Source organism: Stenotrophomonas sp. YJH_SMC_54, from assembly GCF_059368435.1.
This window is the reverse complement of record NZ_JCAFRS010000002.1, coordinates 56,133-80,448: the sequence shown is the minus strand read 5'-3', so window position 1 is coordinate 80,448 and position 24,316 is coordinate 56,133. Positions and strand designations below refer to the sequence as shown.

Sequence of the window (24,316 nt, the reverse complement as noted above, 5' to 3'; positions counted from 1 at the left end):
GTTTCTGGAATTTCACGTTATGCATTTCGCTGAGGTCGGCCGATGAAGGCGACAGGTAATTTCGAGGCGGCGCGCGACGTCGACCCGATGGTGGTGCTGAGCGACAAGACCCGCGCTCACATCGATCACTGGCTGTCCAAGTTCCCGCCGGACCGCAAGCGCTCTGCCGTGCTGCAGGGCCTGCATGCGGCCCAGGAGCAGAACCAGGGCTGGCTGACCGACGAGCTGATCGCCGGCGTGGCCAAGTACCTTGATCTGCCGCCGGTGTGGGCCTACGAGGTCGCCAGCTTCTACTCGATGTTCGAGACCGAGAAGGTGGGCCGCAACAACGTGGCCATCTGCACCAACATCAGCTGCTGGCTCAATGGCGCCGAGGACATCGTGCGCCATTGCGAGAAGAAGCTGGGCATCAAGCACGGTGAATCGACCCCGGACGGCCGCGTCTACCTCAAGCGCGAGGAAGAGTGCCTGGCTGGCTGCGGCGGCGCGCCGATGATGGTCATCAACGGTCACTACCATGAGCGTCTGACCCTGGAAAAGGTCGACGAGCTGCTGGACGGGCTGGAGTAAGGGCATGGCACATCACCACGAATCCAAGGGTCCGGTCGGCCCCGCGCCGCTGCCGCACCAGGTGGTCTATACCACCCTGCATTACGACACCCCGTGGTCGTACGAAAGCTACCTGAAGACCGGTGGCTACGCCGCCCTGCGCAAGATCCTCGAAGAGAAGATCCCGCCGGAGCAGGTCATCGAGATGGTCAAGGCCTCGGGCCTGCGCGGCCGCGGTGGCGCAGGCTTCCCGACCGGCCTGAAGTGGTCCTTCATGCCCAAGGGCAACATGCAGAAGTACATCCTCTGCAACTCGGACGAATCCGAGCCGGGCACCTGCAAGGACCGCGACATCCTGCGCTACAACCCGCATTCGGTGGTGGAAGGCATGGCGATCGCCTGCTACGCCACCGGTTCGACCGTGGGTTACAACTACCTGCGCGGTGAGTTCCACCACGAGCCGTTCGAGCACTTCGAGCAGGCCCTGGCCGACGCCTATGCGAACGGCTGGCTGGGCAAGAACATCCTCGGCAGCGGCGTGGACATCGACATCTACGGCGCGCTGGGCGCCGGCGCGTACATCTGCGGCGAAGAAACCGCGCTGATGGAATCGCTGGAGGGCAAGAAGGGCCAGCCGCGCTACAAGCCGCCGTTCCCGGCCAATTTCGGCCTGTACGGCATGCCGTCGACGATCAACAACACCGAAACCTATGGCTCGGTGCCGGCGATCATCCGCAACGGTCCGGAGTGGTTCAAGGGCCTGAGCCTGACCGCCAACGGCGGTCCGAAGTGCTTCTCGGTGTCCGGCTGCGTGCAGAATGGCGGCAACTTCGAAGTGCCGCTCGGCACCAAATTCCACGACCTGCTGGAAATGGCCGGTGGCCTGCGTCCGGGCCGCACGCTGAAGGGTGCGATCCCGGGCGGCGTGTCGATGCCGGTGCTGACCGCGGCCGAGCTGAAGGACTTGCCGATGGACTACGACACCATCCGCGCACTGGGCTCCGGCCTGGGTTCTGGTGCGATCGTGGTGCTCGACGACAGCGTCTGCTGCGTCAAGTTCGCCTGCCGCATCAGCCAGTTCTTCCACAAGGAATCCTGCGGCCAGTGCACCCCGTGCCGTGAAGGCACCGGCTGGATGCACCGCGTGCTGGAGCGCATCGTCGCCGGCAAGGCCACGATGGAAGACCTGCACCAGCTGAAGGCGGTGGCCGGCCAGATCGAAGGCCACACCATCTGTGCGTTCGGTGAAGCGGCTGCATGGCCCATCCAGGGCTTCCTGCGCCAGTTCTGGGACGAATTCGAGTACTACATCGTCAACGGTCATTCGATGGTTGACGGCAAGAAGGTGGAGGCAGCCGCCGCATGAGCGCGCAACCCGTAAACCCGAACGTGCCACCGGATCACGTGACCATCGAAATCGATGGCAAGTCCCTGGTCGTGCCCAAGGGTTCGATGATCATCCAGGCGGCCGACAAGGCCGGCATTTCGATTCCGCGCTTCTGCTACCACGAGAAGCTGCCGATCGCCGCCAACTGCCGCATGTGCCTGGTGGACGTGGAAAAGTCGCCGAAGCCGGCGCCGGCCTGCGCCACTCCGGTGATGGATGGCATGAAGGTCGCCACCCGCAGCGAGAAGGCACTGAAGTTCCAGCGCTCGGTGATGGAGTTCCTGCTCATCAACCACCCCCTTGACTGCCCGATCTGCGATCAGGGCGGCGAGTGCGAGCTGCAGGACGTGTCGCTGGGCTATGGCCGATCGGTCAGCCGCTTCAACGAGCGCAAGCGCGTGGTGCCGGACGAGGACATGGGCCCGCTGGTCGCCACCGAGATGACCCGCTGCATCCAGTGCACCCGCTGCGTCCGCTTCACCGCCGACGTCGCCGGTACCTACGAACTGGGTGGCATGTACCGCGGTGAGAACCTGCAGATCGGTACCTTCGACGGCAAGCCGCTGACCACCGAACTGTCCGGCAACGTCGTCGACGTCTGCCCGGTCGGCGCACTGACCAACAAGGTGTTCCAGTTCCGCGCCCGCCCGTGGGAACTGACCGCGCGCGAGTCCCTGGGCTACCACGACGCGATGGGTTCGAACCTGTTCCTGCACGTGCGTCGCGGCGAAGTGCTGCGCACCGTGCCGCGCGACAACGAAGCGGTGAACGAGTGCTGGCTGTCCGACCGTGACCGCTACTCGCACCAGGGCCTGTACAGCGAAGACCGTGCGGTCAAGCCGCTGCGCAAGGTCAATGGTGAGTGGAAGGAAGTGAGCTGGGCCGAAGGCCTGGCCGCGGCCGCCGAGATCCTCAAGGCCAACCAGGGCGACAACCTGGGCGTGCTGGTGCATCCGTCCACCTCGAACGAGGAAGGCGCGCTGCTGGCCCGCCTGGCCAAGGGCCTGGGCTCGAGCAACATCGACCACCGCATCAACAACCGTGATTTCTCCGACGCCGCAACCGCCGAAGTGTTCGGCCTGCCGCTGGCCGAAATCGAAGGCGCCGACCGCATCGTCGTTCTGGGCAGCAACATCCGCCACGAACTGCCGCTGCTGCACGCCCGCCTGCGCAAGGCGCAGACCACCAAGGGCGCGAAGATCCACGTCGTCAATCCGGTGGACTTCGACTTCGCCTTCAGCATTGCCGGCAAGCAGATCGTTGCACCGTCGAAGTTCGTCGACGCGCTGGCCAACGCCGAGCTGCGTTCGGCCGTGCAGGGCGGCAACAACACCGTGCTGATCGTTGGTGGCATCGCCGAAAACCACCCGCAGGCTGCCGCCATCCGCGCCGCCGCGCGTGACTTCGCCGCCGCCACCGGTGCCAAGCTGTGCCGCATCCCGCAGGGCGCCAACGCCGTGGGCCTGACCCGCGCCGGCGTGCTGCCGGCCGGCAAGGACGTCGCCGCGATGCTGGCGCAGCCGCGCCAGGCCTACGTGGTGTACGGCCTGGAGCCGGGCCTGGATTTCGCCGATGCACCTGCCGCGCGCAAGGCGCTGGCCGGTGCCCAGGTGGTGGCCTTCAGCCAGTTCGCCTGTGCCTCGACCCGCGACGTCGCCGACGTGATCCTGCCGATCGGTGCGCTGCCGGAAATCGACGCCACCCTGACCAATCTCGATGGTCGCGAGCAGTCGGCCCGTGCCGGCGGCAAGCTGCCGGGCGAGGCCCGTGAAGGCTGGCGTGTGCTGCGCGCACTGGGCGGCGACATGGCGCTGGCCGGTTTCGACTTCACCGACCTGGCCGGCCTGCGTGCCAGCCTGGCCCCGGTGTCGGTCACCGTTGCCGCTTCGGCGCAGCCGGTGATTGCCGGCGAAGGCCTGGAAGTGGCTTCGACCGCCGCGATCTACCGCACCGATGCGGTGGTCCGTCGCGCCCCGGCGCTGCAGTCGCATCCGCTCAACAACGCCCCGCGCATCGTGCTGAACGCTGAAGATGCCGCTCGCCTGCAGCTGCAGGAAGGGCAGATGGCCAAGGTCGGCACCGATGCCGGCAAGGCCACCCTGCCGGTGGTGGTCGACGCCCGCGTCGCTGCGGGTTCGGTCTGGATTGAATCGGGCCACGGCGCGACCGCGCCGCTGGGTGCCGCTCGCGTAACGGTGGTGGCTGCATGAACGAATTGCTGTTGAACGCGGTCGACCCGCTGCACCAGTGGCTGCTTGGCCTCGGTGACATCGGCGCGCTGATCTGGATCATCCTGAAGATCCTGGTGATCACCGTTCCGGTGATCATCTCGGTGGCCTTCTACGTGGTCTGGGAACGCAAGCTGATCGGCTGGATGCACGTCCGCCACGGCCCGATGTACGTGGGCATGGGCATCTTCCAGGCCTTCGCCGACGTCTTCAAGCTGCTGTTCAAGGAAGTGGTCCAGCCGAGCAGCGCCAACAAGGCGATCTACCTGCTGGCACCGCTGATCACCCTGGCCCCGGCCTTCGCGGCCTGGTCGGTGGTCCCCTTCGATTCGCAGATCGTGCTGTCCAATGCCAACGCCGGCCTGCTGTACCTGCTGGCGATGACCTCGCTGGGCATCTACGGCATCATCCTGGCCGGTTGGGCGTCCAACTCGAAGTACGCGTTCCTGGGTGCCATGCGCGCCTCGGCGCAGATGATCAGCTACGAAATCGCCATGGGCTTCGCCCTGGTCGGCGTGATGATCGCCGCTGGCAGCCTGAACCTGAGCAATATCGTGATGGCGCAGGCCGGCAGCTCCGGCTTCTTCGACTGGTTCCTGCTGCCGCTGTTCCCGCTGTTCGTCATCTACTGGGTGTCGGGCGTGGCTGAAACCAACCGCGCGCCGTTCGACGTGGTGGAAGGCGAATCGGAAATCGTCGCCGGCCACATGGTCGAATACTCCGGCGGTGCCTTCGCGCTGTTCTTCCTGGCCGAATACGCGAACATGATCCTGATCAGCTTCCTGATCTCGATCTTCTTCCTCGGCGGCTGGCTGAGCCCGGTCCAGGGCTGGGTCAACTTCGGCGATGTCTCGCCGCTGGTCGACTGGATCTGGAAGGGCGGTGCACCGTGGCTGTTCGTCAAGGTGTTCTTCTTCGCCAGTGCCTACATCTGGTTCCGTGCCAGCTTCCCGCGCTTCCGCTACGACCAGATCATGCGCCTGGGCTGGAAGGTCTTCATCCCGCTGGCCATTCTGTGGATCGCGGTTACCGCCGTCATGGTGTTCTTCGGCGTGATTCAAAAGGGCGTCTAAAGTGATGAACAGGATTACCCATTACTTCAAGAGCCTGCTGCTGCTCGAACTGTTGGCGGGCCTCTGGCTGACGCTGAAGTACAGCTTCAAGCCGAAGTACACGATGATGTACCCGATGGAGAAGTTCCCGCAGTCGCCGCGCTTCCGTGGCCTGCACGCGCTGCGCCGTTACCCCAACGGCGAAGAGCGCTGCATTGCCTGCAAGCTGTGCGAAGCGGTGTGCCCGGCCCTGGCCATCACCATCGACTCGGCCAAGCGCGAGGACGGCACCCGCCGCACCACCCGCTACGACATCGACCTGTTCAAGTGCATCTTCTGCGGCTTCTGCGAAGAAAGCTGCCCGGTGGACTCGATCGTCGAAACCCACATCCTCGAGTACCACTTCGAGAACCGTGGCGAAAACATCGTTACCAAGCCGCAGCTGCTGGCCCTTGGCGATCGTCTCGAAAACGAGATCGCCGAGCGTCGTGCCGCCGATGCCGCTTACCGCTGAGGTCGAGAGATGGATTGGGTAAATATCGCTTTCTGGGTGTTCGCCATCGCGGCAACGGTTTCGGCCGGTGCGGTGATCAGCGTGCGCAACCCGGTGCATGCAGTGCTGTGCCTGGTGCTGACCTTCTTCTCCATTGCCTGCGTGTGGCTGCTGGTGGGCGCCGAGTTCCTCGGCGTGGCGCTGGTGCTGGTCTACGTCGGCGCGGTGATGGTGCTGTTCCTGTTCGTGGTGATGATGCTGGACATCGATCCCACCAAGATGCGTGAGGGCTGGGTGCGCTACCTGCCGGTCGGCCTGATCGTGGCAGTGGCGATGCTGGTGCAGATGCTGATCCTGATCGGCGTGAAGGGCAGGGCGGTCACTCCGTTCCCGGCCGACAACGCCGCTGCGGTCGCTGCCGACAGCTCCAACGTCACCTGGCTGGCGCGCACGCTGTTCACCGAATACCTGCTGCCGTTCGAGTTCGCCGCCGTCATCCTGACCGTGGCCGTGGTCGCCGCCGTGATGCTGACCCTGCGTCGCCGTACCGGCGTGAAGAGCCAGAACCCGGGTGAGCAGACCATGGTCAAGGCCGGCCAGCGCCTGCGCATGGTCAAGATGGGCGCCGAAGCACCGGTCGTGCACAGCAACAGCAAGCCGGCCACCGGCGAGGAGACCCAGCCGTGATTACCCTTGGCCACATGCTTGCGCTTGGCGCGGTGCTGTTCGCCATCAGCCTGGCCGGCATCTTCCTCAACCGGAAGAACGTCATCGTCCTGCTGATGTCGATCGAGCTGATGCTGCTGTCGGTGAACATCAACTTCGTCGGCTTCTCGCGTCAGCTGGGCGATCCGTCCGGCCAGCTGTTCGTGTTCTTCATCCTGACCGTCGCCGCCGCGGAAGCCGCCATCGGCCTGGCGATCCTGGTGACCCTGTTCCGTACCCGCCGCACGATCAATGTCGGCGAAGTCGATTCGTTGAAGGGCTGATCCACAGATGGAAATCACTCTCTCCAAGAGTCTGTTGATCGCAGTGGTGCTTGCACCGCTGTTCGGCAGCATCATCGCCGGCCTGTTCGGTCGCCAGGTCAAGCGCTTCGGCGCGCAGACCATCACCATCCTCGGCGTCGCGGTAGCCTGCGGCCTGTCGATGTACACGTTCTACCAGCTGATGTGGGGCGGCGCGCAGCCGTTCAACCAGAACATCTACACGTTCTTCGAAGTCGGCCAGTATTCGGCGCACGTCGGCTTCATGGTCGACAAGCTGACCGCGATGATGATGGTGGTGGTGACCTTCGTGTCGCTGCTGGTCCACATCTACACGATCGGCTACATGCAGGACGACCCGGGCTACCAGCGGTTCTTCAGCTACATCTCGCTGTTCACCTTCTCGATGCTCACCCTGGTGATGAGCAACAACTTCCTGCAGCTGTTCTTCGGCTGGGAAGCGGTGGGCCTGGTGTCGTACCTGCTGATCGGCTTCTGGTTCAAGCGCCCGACCGCGATCTTCGCCAACATGAAGGCGTTCCTGGTCAACCGTGTCGGTGACTTCGGCTTCCTGCTGGGCATCGCCGGCGTGCTGTGGGTGTTCGGCACCCTGGACTACTCGCAGGTGTTCTCGCAGGCCGGCATGCTGGCTGACCCGCGCGCCCAGCTGCAGATCTGGGACGGCACGATCCTGGGCATGCAGCTGCTGAACGAGCCGGTGATCTGGTCGATCGCCACCGTCATCTGCATCTGCCTGTTCATCGGCGCCATGGGCAAGTCGGCCCAGGTCCCGCTGCACGTGTGGCTGCCGGACTCGATGGAAGGCCCGACCCCGATCTCGGCACTGATCCACGCCGCGACGATGGTGACCGCCGGTATCTTCATGGTCACCCGCATGTCGCCGCTGTTCGAGCTGTCGCAGACGGCGCTGAACTTCGTGCTGTTCATCGGTGCCACCACCGCGTTCTTCACCGGCCTGATCGGCATCGTGCAGAACGACATCAAGCGCGTCGTCGCGTACTCCACGCTGTCGCAGCTGGGCTACATGACCGTCGCCCTGGGCGTGTCGGCCTACTCGGCCGCCGTGTTCCACCTGATGACCCACGCCTTCTTCAAGGCCCTGCTGTTCCTGGGCGCCGGCTCGGTCATCATCGCGATGCACCACGAGCAGGACATGCGCAAGATGGGCGGCCTGCGCAAGTACATGCCGATCACCTTCATCACCATGTGGATCGGTACGCTGGCCCTGGTTGGTACGCCGTTCTTCTCCGGCTTCTACTCGAAGGACACGATCATCGAGGCGGCCGAGATCCACGCCCACATGCAGAACAGCTGGGTGGCCACCTATGGCTACTGGGCGGTGCTGGGTGGCGTGCTGGTTACCAGCTTCTACAGCTTCCGCCTGCTGTTCATGACCTTCCACGGCAAGGAGCGTTTCCGCGACGCGCACGACGATCATGGCCACGGCCATGACGATCACCACGCCGCCGATGCCCACCATGGCGATGCCCATGACGACCACGGCCATGGCCACGGTCCGCATGAGCCGCATGAAACCCCGTGGGTGGTGACCCTGCCGCTGATCCTGCTGGCCATCCCGTCGATCGCCATCGGTTTCTTCAGCATCGGTCCGATGCTGCACGGCACCGACTGGGCCGGCAACCATGCGCACGAGGCGATCAAGGGCCAGGCACAGACGTTCTTCACCGGCATCGTCGACTTCTACGATCCGGCCAAGAACACCGTCGCGTTCCTGGGTGAAGAGTTCCATGGCCCGGTCGCGTTCGCGCTGCACGGCATGATGCTGCCGCCGTTCTGGCTGACCCTGGCGGGCTTCCTGCTGGCTGCGCTGTTCTACCTGTGGAAGCCGGACCTGTCGGGCAAGGCACGCAAGACCTTCGCCCCGATCGTTTCGGTGCTGGAAAACAAGTACGGCTTCGACAAGCTGTGGATCGATGGCTTTGCCGGTGGCAGCGTCAAGCTGGGCAAGGTCTCGCGCTGGATCGACAGCAACATCGTCGACGGTGTGGTCAATCTCTCGGCACGTGTTGTGGACGTTGCAGCCGGCGTGCTGCGTCGTACCCAATCCGGTTTCCTCTATCACTACGCCTTCGCGATGATCATCGGCCTGATTGCCCTGCTGGGCGTGCTGATGCATTACCTGCGTTGATGACCTGTACGGAATAAGAAGACGTGTCGAACTGGCCTCTACTCAGTGTCCTCATCTGGCTGCCGATCATCGGTGGCGCCCTGATCCTTGCGATCCGTGATGCACAGACTGCCCGCTGGGCGTCGCTGGGCGTCGCGGTGCTCACCTTCGTTGCAAGCCTCTCGCTGCTGAGCGGCTACAACGCGGGCATCGACGGCCTGCAGTTCGTCGAGACCCATGCCTGGATCCCGGCGTACAAGATCGGCTACAACCTGGGCGTGGACGGCATTGCCGTGGCGCTGATCCTGCTGACCACCCTGGTCAGCGTGCTTGCCCTGATCGGCGCCTGGAGCGCCATCGACAAGCGCGTCAACCAGTACGTGGCGGCCTTCCTGATCCTGGAAGGCGTCACCGTCGGCATCTTCGCCGCGACGGACGCGATGCTGTTCTACGTGTTCTTCGAAGCCATGCTGATCCCGATGTTCCTGATCATCGGTGTCTGGGGTGGCCCGCGCCGCATCTACGCAGCACTGAAGTTCTTCCTGTACACCTTCCTCGGCTCGGTGCTGATGCTGGTGGCGCTGATCTACCTGTACATGAAGGGCGGCAGCTTCCAGCTGGCCGACCTGTACGCGCTGCCGCTGTCGGCCAAAGAACAGACCTGGATCTTCTTCGCCTTCCTGATCGCCTTCGCGGTCAAGGTGCCGATGTTCCCGGTCCACACCTGGCTGCCGGACGCCCACGTGGAAGCGCCGACCGCCGGTTCGGTGATCCTGGCCGCCATCGCCCTGAAGATCGGTGGCTACGGCTTCCTGCGCTTCAACCTGCCGATCGTCCCGGACGCGTCGCAGGAATGGGCCTGGCTGGTGATCGCGCTGTCGCTGATCGCGGTGATCTACGTCGGCCTGGTCGCCCTGGTGCAGGACGACATGAAGAAGCTGATCGCCTATTCGTCGATCGCGCACATGGGCTTCGTCACCCTGGGCACCTTCATCGCCCTGTGGCTGGTGCGTGAAGCCGGCAACGCCGATGCTGCCCGCCTGGGCCTGCAGGGCGCCATGGTGCAGATGATCTCGCACGGCTTCGTGTCCGGTGCGATGTTCTCCTGTGTCGGCGTGCTGTACGACCGCATGCACAGCCGCCGCATCGCCGATTACGGCGGCGTGGTCAATGTGATGCCGTGGTTCGCCACCTTCGCCATGCTGTTCTTCATGGCCAATGCGGGCCTGCCGGGCACCAGCGGTTTCGTCGGCGAGTTCATGGTCATCCTGTCGGCCTTCCAGCGTAATCCGTGGATCGCACTGGGCGCGGCCACCACCCTGATCATCGGCGCCGCCTACACCCTGTGGCTGTACAAGCGCATCTTCTTCGGCGAAGTGGCCAATAGCCACGTGGCCGAACTGAAGGACATCAACGGCCGCGAATGGCTGGTGCTGGGCGTGTTCGCCATCGGCGTGCTGGCCCTGGGCATCTACCCCAAGCCGCTGACCGACCTGATGGAGCCCTCGATCGCGAAGCTGGCGATGCAGATCGCATCCAGCAAGCTGCTGTAATTCCAGGATTTGATGATGACCACCTCGCCGCTGCTGCCATTGACCGCCGCTGACCTGCCACCGCTCGCTCCCGAGCTGGTGCTGATCGGCAGCGCCTTCGCCCTGATGATCCTCGACCTGTTCGTCAGCAACCGGAACAAGATCTTCACCCACCTGTTCTCGCTCGCTGCGCTGGCCGTGGTGCTGTTCATGCTGGCCACCGGCGTGGGCGGGCAGGGCGAGGTCTTCCATGGCATGTTCGTGCGCGATACCGCCGCGGACGTGATGAAGACCGGGATCGTGCTGCTCAGCGGCCTGACCCTGGTCTACGGCTGGCGCTACCTGCGTGACCGCAACCTGTTCCAGGGCGAGATCCCGGTGCTGATCCTGTTCGGCACCGCCGGCATGATGATTCTGGTCTCGGCCGGCAGCCTGCTGATGGTCTACCTGGGCCTGGAACTGCTGGCGCTGTGCTCCTACGCACTGGTTGCCAGCAACCGTGAGAACGGTCTGGCCTCGGAAGCGGCGATGAAGTACATCGTGCTGGGTTCGCTGGCCTCGGGCCTGCTGCTGTACGGCATGTCGCTGATCTACGGCTCCACCGGCAGCCTGCACCTGGACGTCATCCGTGACGCCATCCCGCACTCGGAAGAGCGCGTGCTGCTGATCACCGGTGCGGTGTTCATGATCGCCGGCGTCGCCTTCAAGCTGGGTGCCGCACCGTTCCACATGTGGCTGCCGGACGTGTACCAGGGTGCCCCGGCACCGATCGCGCTGTTCATCAGCTCGGCGCCGAAGCTGGCCGCCTTCGGCATGGCCTACCGCCTGCTGGAAATGGGCGTGGGTCCGCTGTCGACTGAACTGCAGCTGCTGATCGCCGGCCTGGCCGCGGTCTCGCTGGTCATCGGCAACCTGATGGCCATCGCGCAGAGCAACCTCAAGCGCATGCTGGCGTTCTCCACCGTCTCGCACATCGGCTTCCTGCTGATGGGCATCGCCGGTGGTGGCGCGCAGGGCTATGCCGCCGCGCTGTTCTACGCACTGGCCTACGCCATCATGTCCACCGCCGCCTTCGGCGCGATCATCGCGCTGTCGCGTGCCGGTTTCGAAGCCGAGAACATCGAGGACTTCAAGGGCCTCAATGCCCGCAACCCGTGGATGGCCGGCCTGGTGCTGTGCATCATGGCGTCGCTGGCCGGCATTCCGCCGTTCCTGGGCTTCTGGACCAAGCTGGCGGTGCTGGGCGCGGCCGTCAACGGGGGCCTGCTGTGGCTGGCCATCCTCGGCGTGCTGTGTGCAGTGGTCGGCTGCTTCTACTACCTGCGCGTCATCAAGGTCATGTACTTCGATGAGCCGGTGGGCGAGGCCATGCCGCGCAGCAACGACCGCGTGCTGGGCCTGGTGCTGGGCGTGAACGCGCTGGCGCTGCTGGCGCTGGGCCTGGCCTGGAACCCGATCATGGTCTGGTGCCAGCAGGCATTTGCGCATCTTGCATAAAAGTTGACACAAAGCTGCGCGATTCGTGTAATATGCGCAGCCTGAGTTGTCACTGCAGCGGTTCAGCCAGAACATCGTTGCGGTAGCCCTCCTCGAAAGAGAGCAGGGCAACAGTTCAAACACTTCCGGTGCGGGGTGGAGCAGTCTGGCAGCTCGTCGGGCTCATAACCCGAAGGTCGCAGGTTCAAATCCTGCCCCCGCTACCAGCTTCAGATCGGCGCCAACCGGTTTGATGAATGAGGGAAAGCTTGCATTTTTTGGAGCCAACGCTCATAATTCCGCTTCTGATGCGGGGTGGAGCAGTCTGGCAGCTCGTCGGGCTCATAACCCGAAGGTCGCAGGTTCAAATCCTGCCCCCGCTACCAAGTAAAGAGATCGCCTTCGAAGTCCTGCTTCGAAGGCGTTTTTCTTTGGGTGGCTGCGTCGTTTCTGCGTGATCGGGGTCAGATCCCTTTTCCGCGGGAAAGGGATCTGACCCCAGGTCCGCACCTTGCACCAGCGCGGTGCAGCCGCTATCATCAGCGGCCTAGCAGTACCCCTGAAGGCGGCCTCCCGGCGGGAGTCCGGACCCGGAAGGAGGGCCGCAACCGGCAGGCACTGCAGGTTGCAACCGGAATCCAGTCACCGGAGTCTTTCCGGAAAAGGGGCCCAGCGGGCCCTTTGTCGTTTCCGGGGCGTCATGTTTTCACGCCGGCCAAAGCCGGCACCCAACCAAGAGATCAAGGCAGGCTGTGAGCGACAAGGCAACCGACATCGCGAATCTGCTCGCCCCGACCGTTGTGTCGCTGGGCCTGGAGCTGCTGGGCGTTGAGTATCTGCCGGCCCCCGGCGGTGCGACCCTGCGCCTTTACATCGACGTGCCGCTGGCTGAACAGCCCGAGCGCATCATCAATGTCGACGACTGCGAGCGGGTCAGCCGCGAAGTGTCGGCGCAGCTGGACGTCGAAGACCCGATCAGCGGCAATTACACGCTGGAAGTGTCCTCGCCGGGCGTGGATCGCCCGCTGTTCAACCTGGAGCAGTTCGCTCGCCACCAGGGTGAATCGGCCAAGGTCACGCTGAAGCTGCCGCAGGACAACCGTCGTCGCCTGCAGGGCCGTATCGAGGCAACCGACGAGGCCGCAGGCACCATCACCTTCATCGTCGACAAGACCGAAGTGGTGGTGTCGGCCGACAACATCGACAAGGCACGGATCATGCCCGACTGGGTGGCGCTGGGGCTGGCCCCGAGCAAGCCGACCGGTCCGGCGCCGAAGCGTCCGAAGCCGAACACGAATTCTTCTTCCAACGAGCCGGCGGCAAAGAAGCCGCGCGCGGAGTGAGCCAATGAGCAAGGAACTGTTGCTGGTAGTCGACGCGGTCGCCAACGAGAAGGGCGTGCCGCGTGAAGTGATCTTCGATGCCATCGAGGCCGCCCTGGCCTCGGCAGCGAAGAAGCGCTATCCCGACGAGGAAGTGCTGACCCGCGTGGTCATCGACCACAAGGATGGCAGCTACGAAACCTTCCGCCGCTGGGAAGTGGTGGCCGACGACGTGGTCATGGAATCGCCGGACCGCCAGATCCGCCTGATGGACGCCGTCGACGAAGCCGAAGGCGTGGACGTCGGCGACTACATCGAAGAGCAGATCGAGAACCCGGACTTCGGCCGCATCGCCGCCCAGGCCGCCAAGCAGGTCATCGTCCAGCGCGTGCGCGAAGCCGAGCGCCAGCAGGTCGTGGATGCGTGGAAGGATCGCGTCGGCGAACTGATCACCGGTGTGGTCAAGCGCGCCGAGCGCGGCAACATCTATGTCGACCTCGGTGGCAATGCCGAAGGCTTCATTCCGAAGGACAAGGGCATTCCGCGCGACGTGCTGCGCGCCGGTGACCGCGTGCGCGGCTACCTGGCCGAAGTCCGTTCGGAACCCCGTGGCCCGCAGCTGTTCATCAGCCGCGCCGCCCCGGAATTCATGATCGAGCTGTTCAAGCTGGAAGTGCCGGAAGTCGGCCAGGGCCTGGTGGAAATCAAGGCCTGCGCCCGTGATCCGGGCGACCGCGCCAAGATCGCCGTGCTCGCCCACGACCAGCGCACCGATCCGATCGGTGCCTGCATCGGCATGCGCGGTTCGCGCGTGCAGGCCGTGTCCAACGAGCTCAATGGCGAGCGCGTGGACATCGTGCTGTGGAACGACAACCCGGCCAACTTCGTCATCAACGCGATGGCGCCGGCCGAAGTGCAGTCGATCATCGTCGATGAAGACAAGCACTCGATGGACCTGGCCGTTGCCGAAGACCGCCTGGCCCAGGCGATCGGCAAGGGCGGCCAGAACGTGCGCTTGGCCAGCCGCCTGACCGGCTGGCAGCTCAACGTGATGACCCAGGACCAGGTCACCGCCAAGTCGGAGGCCGAGCAGGCTTCGGCCCGCCAGCTGTTCATGGACAAGCTGGAAGTGGACGAGGAAATCGCCGGCATCCTGGTCAGCGAAGGCTTCGGCACTGTCGAGGAAATCGCGTATGTCCCGGTCGGCGAACTGCTGGCCGTGGAAGGTTTCGACGAAGACATCGTCGAAGAGCTGCGCGCTCGTGCCCGCGATGCGCTGCTCAATGAGGCCCTGGCAGTCGAAGAAGGCCTTGAAGACGGCCAGCCGGCGCAGGACCTGCTGTCCCTGAAGGGCATGGACGAAGCCACCGCATATGCGCTGGCCGGCCACGGCGTGCGTACCAGCGAGGACCTGTCCGACCTGGCCGCCGACGAGGTCATGGACTTCGGCATCGAAGGACTGGATCAGGCGCGCGCCGCTGCGCTGATCCTGGCCGCCCGTGCCGAAGAGATCGCCCGACTGGAACGCGGCGAATGAGCCGGCAATGAACAGGGCCCTGAGCCGCTCAGGGCGTAGAATCCGCGCCACCTCCAGATGCGGGGGGGCGCCCACAAGATCATAGGATCCGAATGTCGCAGCAAACCACCATCCGCAAGCTTGCCGAACTGGTCAACACGCCGGTCGAAAAACTGCTGGAACAGCTGGCCGGTGCCGGCATGAAGTTCAGCGGTCCCGACCAGGTCGTGACCAGCTCCGAGAAGGTGAAGCTCCTGGGCTTCCTTCGTCGTTCGCACGGCAAGCCCGAGCAGGCCCCGGAAGAGAGCGATCAGTCTGCAAAGAAGATCACGCTCAACCGCCGGAAGCAGCAGGAAGTGACGGTCAATTCCGGTCGCAGCAAGACGACCGTGAATGTCGAGGTGCGCCAGAAGCGCACCTACGTCAAGGATGGTGCGCGCGCCATGACGCCGGACGAAGAGCGCGCCGACATCCTGCGCAAGCTGGAAGAGTCGCGCGCCCGCAACCTCGCCGAACAGCAGGCCCTGGCCGAGAAGGATCGTCTGCGCGACGAAGCCATCGTCCGTGCCCGTGAGGAAGAGATTGCGGCCAAGGAACGCGCAGAGGCCGAGAAGAAGGCTGCCGAGGAAGCTGCGGCCGCCGCCAAGGCTGCCGAGGCACTGGCGGCCGCCAAGCCCAAGCGCGCTCCGATCGATGAAACCGCGCCGCGTCCGCCGCGCACGCCGGCCGGCGCTCCGGCTGCGCCGCGCAGTGCGCCGCCGCCGCCGCGCAACGACGACCGCAACAACCGCAGCGCGCCGCGCAACGAGCGTGGCCCGGGCGACCGTTTCGCCGGCCAGATGCACCTGTCGGCTGCCGACCGTGCGCGTCGTGGCAACAGCAACAACAGCAACACCCGTGGTCGGCCGGGCGGCCGTAACCAGGCCGGTGGCCGTCGCGACATGTCGCGCGGTGGCAACAATGCCGGCCCGCACGCCTTCGAGCGTCCGACCGCACCGGTGGTGCGTGAAGTGGCGATCGGCGACACGATCACCGTGGCCGACCTGGCGCAGAAGCTCGCGCTGAAGGGCGGCGAGGTGGTCAAGGCGCTGTTCAAGATGGGCGTGATGGCCACCATCACCCAGTCCATCGACCACGACACCGCCGCGCTGGTGACCGAAGAACTCGGCCACAAGGCGATCCGTGCCAACGACAACGACGCCGAGGACGCACTGCTGGCCTCGACCGGTGAAAACCAGGGCGAAGCCACCCAGCGTCCGCCGGTGGTCACCATCATGGGCCACGTCGACCACGGCAAGACCTCGCTGCTGGATTACATCCGCCGCACCAAGGTCGCCACCGGCGAAGCCGGCGGCATCACCCAGCACATCGGTGCCTACCACGTGGATACGCCGAAGGGCGTGATCAGCTTCCTGGATACCCCGGGCCATGCTGCCTTCACCTCGATGCGTGCCCGCGGCGCCAAGCTGACCGATATCGTGGTGCTGGTCGTGGCCGCCGATGACGGCGTCATGCCGCAGACCAAGGAAGCGATCCAGCACGCCCGTTCGGCGGGTGTGCCGCTGATCGTGGCGATCAACAAGATCGACAAGTCCGACGCCGACCCGATGCGGGTCAAGAACGAACTGCTGTCCGAGCAGGTCGTGGCCGAAGATTTCGGTGGTGACACCCAGATGGTGGAGATCTCGGCCAAGACCGGCCTGGGCATCGACGACCTGCTGGACGCCATCTCGATCCAGGCCGAACTGCTGGAACTGAAGGCCGTCGACGAAGGCCGCGCCTCGGGCGTGGTGATCGAATCGTCGCTGGACAAGGGCCGCGGCCCGGTCGCTACCGTGCTGGTGCAGCAGGGCCGCCTGAAGAAGGGCGACTACCTGGTGTGCGGCATCCAGTACGGCCGCGTGCGTGCGCTGTTCGACGAAACCGGCAAGCAGCCGGAATTCGCCGGCCCGTCCATCCCGGTGCAGGTCCTGGGCCTGTCCGGCGTGCCGGAAGCCGGTGACGACTTCGTGGTGGTCGAGGACGAGCGCCTGGCCAAGGACGTTGCCCAGCAGCGTGAGACCAAGCGCCGTGAATCGCGCCTGGTCGCCACCGCCGGCAGCCGCATGGAAGACATCATGGCGACCCTGGGCAAGGGCGAGGGCCAGCAGGTCCTCAACCTGGTCATCAAGGCCGACGTGCAGGGTTCGGTGCAGGCCCTCAGCCAGGCGCTGGTGGCGCTGTCCAACGAAGACATCCGCATCAACGTGATCCACTCCGGCGTGGGCGGCATCACCGAATCGGACGCCAACTCGGCGGCCGCTTCGAAGGCCACCGTCATCGGCTTCAACGTGCGTGCGGATGCTTCGGCCCGTCGCATCATCGAATCCAACGGCGTGGACCTGCGCTACTTCTCGATCATCTATGACGTGATCGATCAGGTGAAGCAGGTGGCCTCCGGTCTGCTGGGCGTGGAGATCCGCGAAGAGATCATCGGTATCGCCGAGGTCCGCGACGTGTTCCGCAGCTCCAAGCTGGGCGCCGTTGCCGGCTCGATGGTCATCGAGGGCGTGGTCAGGCGCAACAAGCCGATCCGCGTGCTGCGCGACAGCGTGGTGATCTTCGAGGGCGAGCTGGAATCGCTGCGTCGCTTCAAGGAGAACGTCGAGGAAGTCCGCAACGGTACCGAGTGCGGTATCGCGGTGAAGGCCTACAACGACGTCAAGCCGGGTGACCAGATCGAGTGCTTCGAGCGTATCGAAGTGCCGCGCACCCTGTAATGCTGCAAGGTGGCTCGACCAACGGTCGGGCCCCACCATGGACCTGTAGCGCCCGACCGTTGGTCGGGCGACAATCGAATTAAAGGTAGCGCCCGACCGTTGGTCGGGCGACAATCGAATTAAAGGTAGCGCCCGACCGTTGGTCGGGCGACAACTGAACCAAGAGCTCCTCGTGCCCAAGACTTTCCATCGAACCGACCGTGTCTCCGCCCAGCTGCGCCGTGAACTCGGCACCCTGGTGCACAACGCCGTGCGCGAGCATGGGTTGCCCTCGGTGAGCGTGTCCGACGTGGAAATCACCCGCGACATGGCCCATGCCAAGGTGTTCGTCACCGCGCTGATGCCGGAACGTTCGGCCGAAGCCGTGGCCGGCCTGAAGGAGCTGGGCTACCGCCTGCGCATGGACCTGGCACGCGCGATGAAGCTGCGCCACGTGCCGGAGCTGCATTTCCACTACGACGACTCGGTCGACCGTGGTGAGCACATCGACAACATCCTGCGCGACCTGCCCGATACGCTGGCCGCGGAGAAGCGTCGCGAGAGCGACGAAGAATAACCGCGTGGCGCCGGGCATGCCCGGCGTTGTTGCATTCCGGCTGCGCGATGTCTGATGCAGACCGCGCTGCGGCAGTCGAGCATGGCTCGACCCTACAAAATTCTGCCATGACCCGAATTCAGTTCCGCCGCCTGGATGGCATCCTGCTGCTCGACAAGTCGACCGGCATGAGTTCCAACGCCGCCCTGCAGGTAGCCCGCCGCCTGTTCCGCGCCGAGAAAGGGGGGCACACCGGCAGCCTTGACCCGCTGGCCACCGGCCTGCTGCCGCTGTGCTTCGGCGAGGCAACCAAGATCGCCGGCCTGCTGCTCGGCTCGGCCAAGGCCTACGACGCCGAGATCGTGCTGGGCCAGACCACCGATACCGACGATGCCGAAGGCCAGGTGCTGCTGCAGCGCCCGGTGCCGGCCATCAGTGCCGAAGCGCTGCAGGCCGCACTGGCGGCGCTGACCGGCAACATCCGCCAGCGTGCCCCGATCTATTCGGCGCTGAAGCAGGGCGGTGAGCCGCTGTATGTGAAGGCCCGCCGCGGCGATGTCATCGAAGCGCCCGAACGCGAGGTGCAGGTACACGCCATCGAGGTGCTGGAGCAGCAGCCGGAACGGTTGCGGCTGCGCGTGACCTGCGGCTCCGGCACCTACATCCGCAGCCTGGCCCGCGACCTGGGCGAGGCGCTGGGCTGTGGTGCCCACATCAGCGCACTGCGTCGGCTCTGGGTCGAGCCGTTCCGTGAGCCGGTGATGGTCACCCTGGACCAGTTGCGGGCGATGGTCGAGGCGGGTGACGAGGCGGGCATGGACGCGCTGCTGCTGCCGCTGGCGGCCGGCCTGGCCGAGTACCCGCGGGTCGACCTGGATGCCGACCAGGCCCACCGCTTCTGCGTCGGCCAGCGCCAGCGCGATCTGTCCTGGCCGCGTGGCCTGGTGGCGGTGTTTGGTCCGGACGACGCTGTCCAGGGCCTGGGCCAGGTCGACGAAAGCGGCCTGCTGGCCCCGCAGCGTCGTTTCAACCTCTGACCGGGCCCGGGCGGTTCAGCCCCGGTCCTTGTCCCGGAAGCCCCCGACCGTTACAATTTCGCGGCCGTTTTCCGGCAGCCTGCCTGGCGCAGGTTTCATCCTCGTAGTCCACGGCGAGCCTGGCGGTGCGCGAAGCGCGTTCCTGCCGGCCACGCATCACAGAGAAAAAGAAATGTCGATCGACACCCAGAAGGTCATTGAAGACAACAAGCGCAGCTCGGCTGACACCGGCTCCCCGGAAGTCCAGGTTGCGCTGCTGACCGCCCGCATCGAACTGCTGACCGGCCACTTCAAGACCCACAAGAAGGACCACCACAGCCGCCGCGGCCTGCTGCAGATGGTCAACCGCCGTCGCAGCCTGCTCGACTACCTGAAGAAGAAGGACGTCGAGCGCTACAAGGCCCTGATCGAGAAGCTTGGCCTGCGTCGCTAAGCAACGAATCCCCCGCGGCGCAGCGATGCGCCGCGGTTTTGTTTTGTAGTACCGCAATCCCCGATTCAGGCCGGAACGATCCGGCCACCCGCTGGCGGCAAGGGTCGCCGACGGTCCAAATTCGCAGACAGCATCCCCAAGGACACCCTCCGTGGCAAAAATCACCAAAACCTTCCAGTACGGCAAGCACACCGTCACGCTTGAGACCGGCGAAGTTGCCCGTCAGGCCAGCGGCGCCGTCATCGTCAAGATGGACGACACCGTACTGCTGGTCACCGCCGTCGCCGCCAAGAGCGCGCGCGAAGGCCAGGACTTCTTCCCGCTGACCGTCGATTATCAGGAAAAGTTCTACGCCGGCGGCCGTATCCCGGGTGGTTTCTTCAAGCGTGAAGGCCGTGCGACCGAGAAGGAAACCCTGATCTCGCGTCTGATCGACCGTCCGATCCGTCCGCTGTTCCCGGAAGACTACAAGAACGAAGTGCAGATCATCGCCACGGTCATGTCGTTGAACCCGGACGTGGACGGCGACATCCCGGCCCTGATCGGTGCCTCGGCTGCCCTGGCCCTGGCCGGCACCCCGTTCATGGGTCCGATCGGCGCTGCCAAGGTCGGTTACAAGAACGGCGAGTACATCCTGAACCCGACCGTCAGCGAACTGGCTGACTCGCAGCTGGAACTGGTCGTCGCCGGTACCTCCAACGCCGTGCTGATGGTTGAATCCGAAGCCGCGCTGCTGTCCGAAGAAGTGATGCTGGGCGCCGTGACCTTCGGTCACCGCGAGATGCAGAAGGTCATCAACGCGATCAACGAGCTGACCGTCGAAGCCGGCACCAAGCCGTCGACCTGGGAAGCCCCGGCCAAGAACGACGCGCTGATCTCCGCCCTGAAGGAAGCCATCGGCCCGCGCCTGGGCGAAGCCTTCCAGGTGCGTGACAAGCTGCAGCGCCGCGACGCCATCTCGGCAATCAAGAAGGACGTGTTCGAAACCCTGGCTGGCCGCGTGGCCGCTGAAGGCTGGAACCCGGCCGAGCTGTCGAAGGAATTCGGCGAGCTGGAATACCGCACCATGCGTGACTCGGTGCTGGACACCAAGGTCCGTATCGACGGCCGTGCGCTGGACACCGTCCGCCCGATCGCCGTGAAGACCGGCGTGCTGCCGCGTACCCACGGTTCCTCGCTGTTCACCCGTGGCGAAACCCAGGCCATCGTGACCATCACCCTGGGCACCGCCCGTGACGGCCAGGTCATCGACGCCGTTGCCGGTGAGTACAAGGAAAACTTCCTGTTCCACTACAACTTCCCCCCGTTCTCGGTGGGTGAGTGCGGCCGCATGATGGGCCCGAAGCGCCGCGAAATCGGCCACGGTCGCCTGGCCAAGCGCGGCGTGCTGGCTGTCATGCCGTCGCTGGAAGCCTTCCCGTACACCATCCGCGTCGTCTCGGAAATCACCGAGTCGAACGGTTCCTCGTCGATGGCCTCGGTCTGCGGCTCGTCGCTGGCCCTGATGGACGCCGGCGTGCCGGTGAAGGCTCCGGTGGCCGGTATCGCCATGGGCCTGGTCAAGGAAGGCGAGCGCTTCGTCGTCCTGTCCGACATCCTGGGTGACGAAGATCACCTGGGCGACATGGACTTCAAGGTCGCCGGTACCGCTGAGGGCATTTCCGCCCTGCAGATGGACATCAAGATCGAAGGCATCACCGAAGAGATCATGAAGCAGGCCCTGCAGCAGGCCAAGGCTGGCCGTCTGCACATCCTGGGCGAAATGGCCCACGGCCTGACCGCTCCGCGTGAAGAGCTGTCGGACTACGCGCCGCGCCTGCTGACCATCAAGATCCACCCGGACAAGATCCGCGAAGTGATCGGCAAGGGTGGTTCGACCATCCAGGCCATCACCAAGGAAACCGGCACCCAGATCGACATCCAGGACGACGGCACCATCGTCATCGCTTCGGTCAACGCCATCGCTGCGCAGGCCGCCAAGGCCCGCATCGAGCAGATCACCTCGGACGTCGAACCGGGCCGCATCTATGAAGGCAAGGTCGCCAAGATCATGGACTTCGGTGCGTTCGTCACCATCCTGCCGGGCAAGGACGGTCTGGTCCACGTGTCGCAGATCTCCAGCGATCGCGTCGAGAAGGTCGGCGACGTGCTGAAGGAAGGCGATGTGGTCAAGGTCAAGGTGCTGGAAGTCGACAAGCAGGGCCGTATCCGCCTGTCGATGAAGGCCGTGGAAGAAGGCGACGCCGCCAGCGCCGAGTAATCGGTATTGCTGATTGTGCGGTGGGTGAGGACCGTTGGTCCTCACGCTTTCGCAAATGAAAAAGCGGGCTTCGGCCCGCTTTTTCTTTGCCTGGAATCCTGTGGATGAGGACCGTTGGTCCTTGCACTTACGCGCCTTCTTCGTCCTCCCCCAGCCACCAGACCTGGCCTGGCTCCGGGGCGCTCATCGGGTGCTCGCGCTGTTCGATGGCCTCCAGCACCCGGCTGGGGGCTGCAGCGACCCACACCGCCATGAGCTTTTCCACCGCAGCCCGGCCCTGTGCGGCCACGCCGAGGTCACGTTCGCGTCTCCATTGGTCTTCATCTAGCGCCTCATCACCATGCTGGTGCGGCGTGCCGTAGCTGCAGCGGCGGCACAGCCGGCGCACGGTGGCCGTCCAGTCCTCGACCATGCCGATGCCTGGCAGCGTGATGGCCTCCAGGGCAGCGATGTCATCGGCCGAATCACACTGCACGAACACGGTGAAGGTCGTCATGTCCGATGCCTGCAGGCGCTGCATCGCGTTGAACACCGGCACCTGGCGCTCGCCGTAGGTGCGATGGCCGGTTGATGCGCCGTCGTGCAGCACGATGTCGCCGAAGCGGAAGCCGCTTTCGGGCAGCGGTACGTTGTCGATGCGTGCACGCACCGGATCAATGCGGCTCATATACACCACTTCGGCATCGGACCACGGTGCCAAGCGCACACAGGCCACGCCGAAGTTGCCCTCGATCGGACCTTCGCCCTCGGGCAGGGTGATGCCACAGCGGGCCCATTGGTGGCGCGCTTCGGCCCAGTCACCGGCGCCGGTGGCGGCGATACCGGCATTCCACGCGGTGGCTTCATCGAACTCGCCGCGCAGCTGTTCTGATTGCCGGTTGTCCTGCAGCGAGGCAGCCCAGTCGCGCAGGTATTTGTGCGCCAATCCGCGCATGTAATGCAGATACGGCACTTCGGGAGCGAGTGCGATCAGCTCGCCGAACAGCGGCCACTGCCTGCTGCAGGTCGCCCTCGCGGAAGACGGCGTAGGCGCGTGCCTCCAGTGCCTGGTGTTCGTCGAGGATTTCGTCGTCCAGCAGGTCGCCGTCGTCAATGTCGTTGTGGTCGGTGCTCATGTCCATGCACGGTTGGAGGTCCGCGGCTACCTTAGCCGATGCATGGGAGACCGGCGTCGGTGTGTGTCCTGCTGCAGTGCATGACGGCAATCGCATGTCTGCCCCGATGTCGTCAAGGGATGCGGCGTGCCTGTCCACTGGACGACATGCCGCGACAACCGTCCCACAGCCCCATCCGTTTGCTAACGTGGCTGCGCCTTCGAACCGGGAGATCCCATGTTCCGCCAGACCGTGGCCGTCCTTGCCGTGCTGATTGCCGGCGCCCTGCCCATTGCCTTGCATGCCGCGCCCGCACAGCCGCCGATCTTCGGTGCCTACTACCCCGGCGGCTCGGCCGCGCGCTACCCGGTGTCGAGCATTCCGGCCGAGCGCCTCACCCACCTGTTCTACGCGTTCTCCACCATCGAGGACGGCCGCTGCACGGTCGGCGCCGAAGCGCCGAAGAATTTTGCTGCGCTGGCCGAGCTGAAGAAGGCGCACCCGCATCTGCGCACGCTGATCTCAATTGGCGGATGGGGCGCAGGTGGATTCTCCGATGCAGCGCTGACCGAGGCCAGCCGCAAGCGGTTGGTCGACTCGTGCATGGCGCTGTTCTTCGACCGCCATGCCGGCAGCTTCGATGGCGTGGACATCGACTGGGAGTTCCCGGTCAGTGGCGGACCGAAGGAGCTGGCGCACCGCCCGCAGGATCGCGCCAACCTGACCCGGCTCGCGCAGGCGTTCCGCGTGGCACTCGACGCGCACGGGCGCAAGGAGCGACAGCCGATGCTGCTGACCGCCGCGCTGGCCGCCGGTCGCCTGCAGACCGATGGCCCCTACGATCCAGCAGCGAGCTACGACCTGCCGGCGTTGGCCAAGGTGTTCGATTTCATCAACCTGATGAGCTACGACATGGGCACCGGTTTCTCGGCGGTGTCGACCTTCAATGCGCCGCTGCATGAAGTGCCGGCCGATCCGCTGGCCCCGGAGCTGCGGCGCTGGAACAACGTGGCCGGCGCGGTGCAGTACTACCGCGAGCACGGCGTGCCGGCCGAGAAGCTGGTGCTGGGCGTACCGTTCTACGGGCGCGGCTTCAAGGTCACCGGCGATGCAGCGGATGGTCTGTACCAGTCCTACAGTGCGCCGGCCGATGCCGGCGACTGGCGGGTGATCAAGGCGCGCTATCTCGATCAGCCGGGTTGGACGAAACACTGGCAGCCGCAGGCGCAGAGCCCGTGGCTGTACAACGCCGGGCAGAAGATCTTCATCAGCTATGAAGACCCGCGCTCGATCGGCCTGCGTGCGCAGTTCGCCCGCGAGCAGGGCCTGGCCGGGGTGTTCATGTGGGAGCTGACCGGCGACGACGAACAGGCCAGCCTGCTCAACGCCATGCTGGGCCCGTGGCAGAAGGCGCGCATCGGCGATTGAGCTGCATCAGGCGATGCCCGGCGCAATGCCGCAACGCCATTGGCCCAACCCCGCACAGCATGGCCACGCCCGCAGCGTTA

Annotated in this window: 19 protein-coding genes and 2 tRNA genes; 20 read left to right on the top strand and 1 reads right to left on the bottom strand. The window is 65.0% G+C overall.

The genetic code is table 11. The features are described 5' to 3' along the window. Positions 1-42: 42 nt before the first annotated feature. The 19 genes from nuoE to pnp all read left to right on the top strand — a co-directional run bounded on the left by nuoE (position 43) and on the right by pnp (position 21,714). The gene (gene nuoE, locus AC5P5S_RS02725; RefSeq protein ID WP_005410460.1) at positions 43-570 is read left to right on the top strand and encodes an NADH-quinone oxidoreductase subunit NuoE; all 528 of its coding nucleotides are present in this window, start codon (positions 43-45) and stop codon (positions 568-570) included. A 4-nt stretch (positions 571-574) separates the two neighbouring features. After that, the gene (gene nuoF / locus AC5P5S_RS02720) at positions 575-1,915 is read left to right on the top strand and encodes an NADH-quinone oxidoreductase subunit NuoF (RefSeq protein ID WP_062606463.1); all 1,341 of its coding nucleotides are present in this window, start codon (positions 575-577) and stop codon (positions 1,913-1,915) included. Then, positions 1,912-4,146: an NADH-quinone oxidoreductase subunit NuoG gene (gene nuoG / locus AC5P5S_RS02715; protein WP_062606465.1), complete on the top strand. Its 2,235-nt coding sequence runs from the start codon at positions 1,912-1,914 to the stop codon at positions 4,144-4,146. The genes nuoF and nuoG overlap by 4 nt, the downstream gene beginning before the upstream one ends. Further along, positions 4,143-5,237 (top strand): NADH-quinone oxidoreductase subunit NuoH, encoded by a 1,095-nt coding sequence (gene nuoH / locus AC5P5S_RS02710; RefSeq protein ID WP_005410457.1) that lies wholly within the window; start codon positions 4,143-4,145, stop codon positions 5,235-5,237. Before nuoG ends, nuoH begins: the two co-directional genes overlap by 4 nt. A 4-nt stretch (positions 5,238-5,241) precedes the next feature. Further along, a complete protein-coding gene (nuoI, locus tag AC5P5S_RS02705; protein WP_005410456.1) occupies positions 5,242-5,730 on the top strand; it encodes an NADH-quinone oxidoreductase subunit NuoI in 489 nt (162 codons plus the stop codon). A gap of 9 nt (positions 5,731-5,739) precedes the next feature. Then, the gene (locus tag AC5P5S_RS02700) at positions 5,740-6,396 is read left to right on the top strand and encodes an NADH-quinone oxidoreductase subunit J (RefSeq protein ID WP_010486441.1); all 657 of its coding nucleotides are present in this window, start codon (positions 5,740-5,742) and stop codon (positions 6,394-6,396) included. Next, a complete protein-coding gene (gene nuoK / locus AC5P5S_RS02695) occupies positions 6,393-6,698 on the top strand; it encodes an NADH-quinone oxidoreductase subunit NuoK (RefSeq protein ID WP_005410454.1) in 306 nt (101 codons plus the stop codon). Before AC5P5S_RS02700 ends, nuoK begins: the two co-directional genes overlap by 4 nt. Positions 6,699-6,705: 7 nt before the next feature. Then, on the top strand, positions 6,706-8,865 hold the full coding sequence (gene nuoL / locus AC5P5S_RS02690; protein WP_005414069.1) for an NADH-quinone oxidoreductase subunit L: 2,160 nt from the start codon (positions 6,706-6,708) through the stop codon (positions 8,863-8,865). A gap of 23 nt (positions 8,866-8,888) precedes the next feature. Further along, positions 8,889-10,397, top strand: a complete 1,509-nt coding sequence (locus AC5P5S_RS02685) for an NADH-quinone oxidoreductase subunit M (protein WP_005410452.1) — start codon at positions 8,889-8,891, stop codon at positions 10,395-10,397. Positions 10,398-10,412: 15 nt separating this feature from the next. Further along, a complete protein-coding gene (gene nuoN / locus AC5P5S_RS02680) occupies positions 10,413-11,873 on the top strand; it encodes an NADH-quinone oxidoreductase subunit NuoN (protein WP_049397768.1) in 1,461 nt (486 codons plus the stop codon). 129 nt (positions 11,874-12,002) lie between these two features. Further along, positions 12,003-12,079: transfer RNA gene (locus tag AC5P5S_RS02675), tRNA-Met, on the top strand. Between the two features lie 82 nt (positions 12,080-12,161). Next, positions 12,162-12,238, top strand: a tRNA-Met gene (locus tag AC5P5S_RS02670). Positions 12,239-12,604: 366 nt separating this feature from the next. Beyond that, a complete protein-coding gene (rimP, locus tag AC5P5S_RS02665) occupies positions 12,605-13,195 on the top strand; it encodes a ribosome maturation factor RimP (protein WP_005410450.1) in 591 nt (196 codons plus the stop codon). Between the two features lie 4 nt (positions 13,196-13,199). Further along, the gene (nusA, locus tag AC5P5S_RS02660) at positions 13,200-14,711 is read left to right on the top strand and encodes a transcription termination factor NusA (protein WP_005410449.1); all 1,512 of its coding nucleotides are present in this window, start codon (positions 13,200-13,202) and stop codon (positions 14,709-14,711) included. Positions 14,712-14,803: 92 nt separating this feature from the next. Then, the gene (infB, locus tag AC5P5S_RS02655; RefSeq protein WP_062606468.1) at positions 14,804-17,449 is read left to right on the top strand and encodes a translation initiation factor IF-2; all 2,646 of its coding nucleotides are present in this window, start codon (positions 14,804-14,806) and stop codon (positions 17,447-17,449) included. Positions 17,450-17,621: 172 nt separating this feature from the next. Further along, the gene (gene rbfA / locus AC5P5S_RS02650) at positions 17,622-18,005 is read left to right on the top strand and encodes a 30S ribosome-binding factor RbfA (protein ID WP_005410447.1); all 384 of its coding nucleotides are present in this window, start codon (positions 17,622-17,624) and stop codon (positions 18,003-18,005) included. Between the two features lie 107 nt (positions 18,006-18,112). Next, the gene (gene truB, locus AC5P5S_RS02645) at positions 18,113-19,021 is read left to right on the top strand and encodes a tRNA pseudouridine(55) synthase TruB (RefSeq protein ID WP_005410446.1); all 909 of its coding nucleotides are present in this window, start codon (positions 18,113-18,115) and stop codon (positions 19,019-19,021) included. A gap of 172 nt (positions 19,022-19,193) precedes the next feature. Continuing rightward, complete coding sequence (rpsO, locus tag AC5P5S_RS02640; RefSeq protein ID WP_005410445.1) at positions 19,194-19,454, top strand: 30S ribosomal protein S15; 261 nt, start codon at positions 19,194-19,196, stop codon at positions 19,452-19,454. Positions 19,455-19,605: 151 nt separating this feature from the next. Beyond that, complete coding sequence (pnp, locus tag AC5P5S_RS02635) at positions 19,606-21,714, top strand: polyribonucleotide nucleotidyltransferase (protein ID WP_005410444.1); 2,109 nt, start codon at positions 19,606-19,608, stop codon at positions 21,712-21,714. Between the two features lie 127 nt (positions 21,715-21,841). Here pnp and AC5P5S_RS02630 read toward each other — a convergent pair whose 3' ends face one another. Next, entirely contained in the window at positions 21,842-22,648 is an 807-nt protein-coding gene (locus tag AC5P5S_RS02630; RefSeq protein ID WP_495276287.1) for a hypothetical protein, read from the bottom strand. A gap of 397 nt (positions 22,649-23,045) precedes the next feature. On the opposite strand from AC5P5S_RS02630, the gene AC5P5S_RS02625 reads away from it, so the two are divergent. Further along, a complete protein-coding gene (locus tag AC5P5S_RS02625; protein ID WP_005410443.1) occupies positions 23,046-24,236 on the top strand; it encodes a glycoside hydrolase family 18 protein in 1,191 nt (396 codons plus the stop codon). Positions 24,237-24,316 lie beyond the last annotated feature (80 nt).

Excerpts from the sequence above, each read along its gene's own strand:
- nuoE (WP_005410460.1), top strand. The coding sequence starts at position 43 with ATGAAGGCGACAGGTAATTTCGAGGCGGCGCGCGACGTCGACCCGATG.
- nuoF (WP_062606463.1), top strand. The coding sequence starts at position 575 with ATGGCACATCACCACGAATCCAAGGGTCCGGTCGGCCCCGCGCCGCTG.
- nuoG (WP_062606465.1), top strand. The coding sequence starts at position 1,912 with ATGAGCGCGCAACCCGTAAACCCGAACGTGCCACCGGATCACGTGACC.
- nuoH (WP_005410457.1), top strand. The coding sequence starts at position 4,143 with ATGAACGAATTGCTGTTGAACGCGGTCGACCCGCTGCACCAGTGGCTG.
- nuoI (WP_005410456.1), top strand. The coding sequence starts at position 5,242 with ATGAACAGGATTACCCATTACTTCAAGAGCCTGCTGCTGCTCGAACTG.
- AC5P5S_RS02700 (WP_010486441.1), top strand. The coding sequence starts at position 5,740 with ATGGATTGGGTAAATATCGCTTTCTGGGTGTTCGCCATCGCGGCAACG.
- nuoL (WP_005414069.1), top strand. The coding sequence starts at position 6,706 with ATGGAAATCACTCTCTCCAAGAGTCTGTTGATCGCAGTGGTGCTTGCA.
- nuoN (WP_049397768.1), top strand. The coding sequence starts at position 10,413 with ATGACCACCTCGCCGCTGCTGCCATTGACCGCCGCTGACCTGCCACCG.
- nusA (WP_005410449.1), top strand. The coding sequence starts at position 13,200 with ATGAGCAAGGAACTGTTGCTGGTAGTCGACGCGGTCGCCAACGAGAAG.
- infB (WP_062606468.1), top strand. The coding sequence starts at position 14,804 with ATGTCGCAGCAAACCACCATCCGCAAGCTTGCCGAACTGGTCAACACG.
- truB (WP_005410446.1), top strand. The coding sequence starts at position 18,113 with ATGACCCGAATTCAGTTCCGCCGCCTGGATGGCATCCTGCTGCTCGAC.
- rpsO (WP_005410445.1), top strand. The coding sequence starts at position 19,194 with ATGTCGATCGACACCCAGAAGGTCATTGAAGACAACAAGCGCAGCTCG.
- AC5P5S_RS02630 (WP_495276287.1), bottom strand. The coding sequence starts at position 22,648 with ATGCGCGGATTGGCGCACAAATACCTGCGCGACTGGGCTGCCTCGCTG.
- AC5P5S_RS02625 (WP_005410443.1), top strand. The coding sequence starts at position 23,046 with ATGTTCCGCCAGACCGTGGCCGTCCTTGCCGTGCTGATTGCCGGCGCC.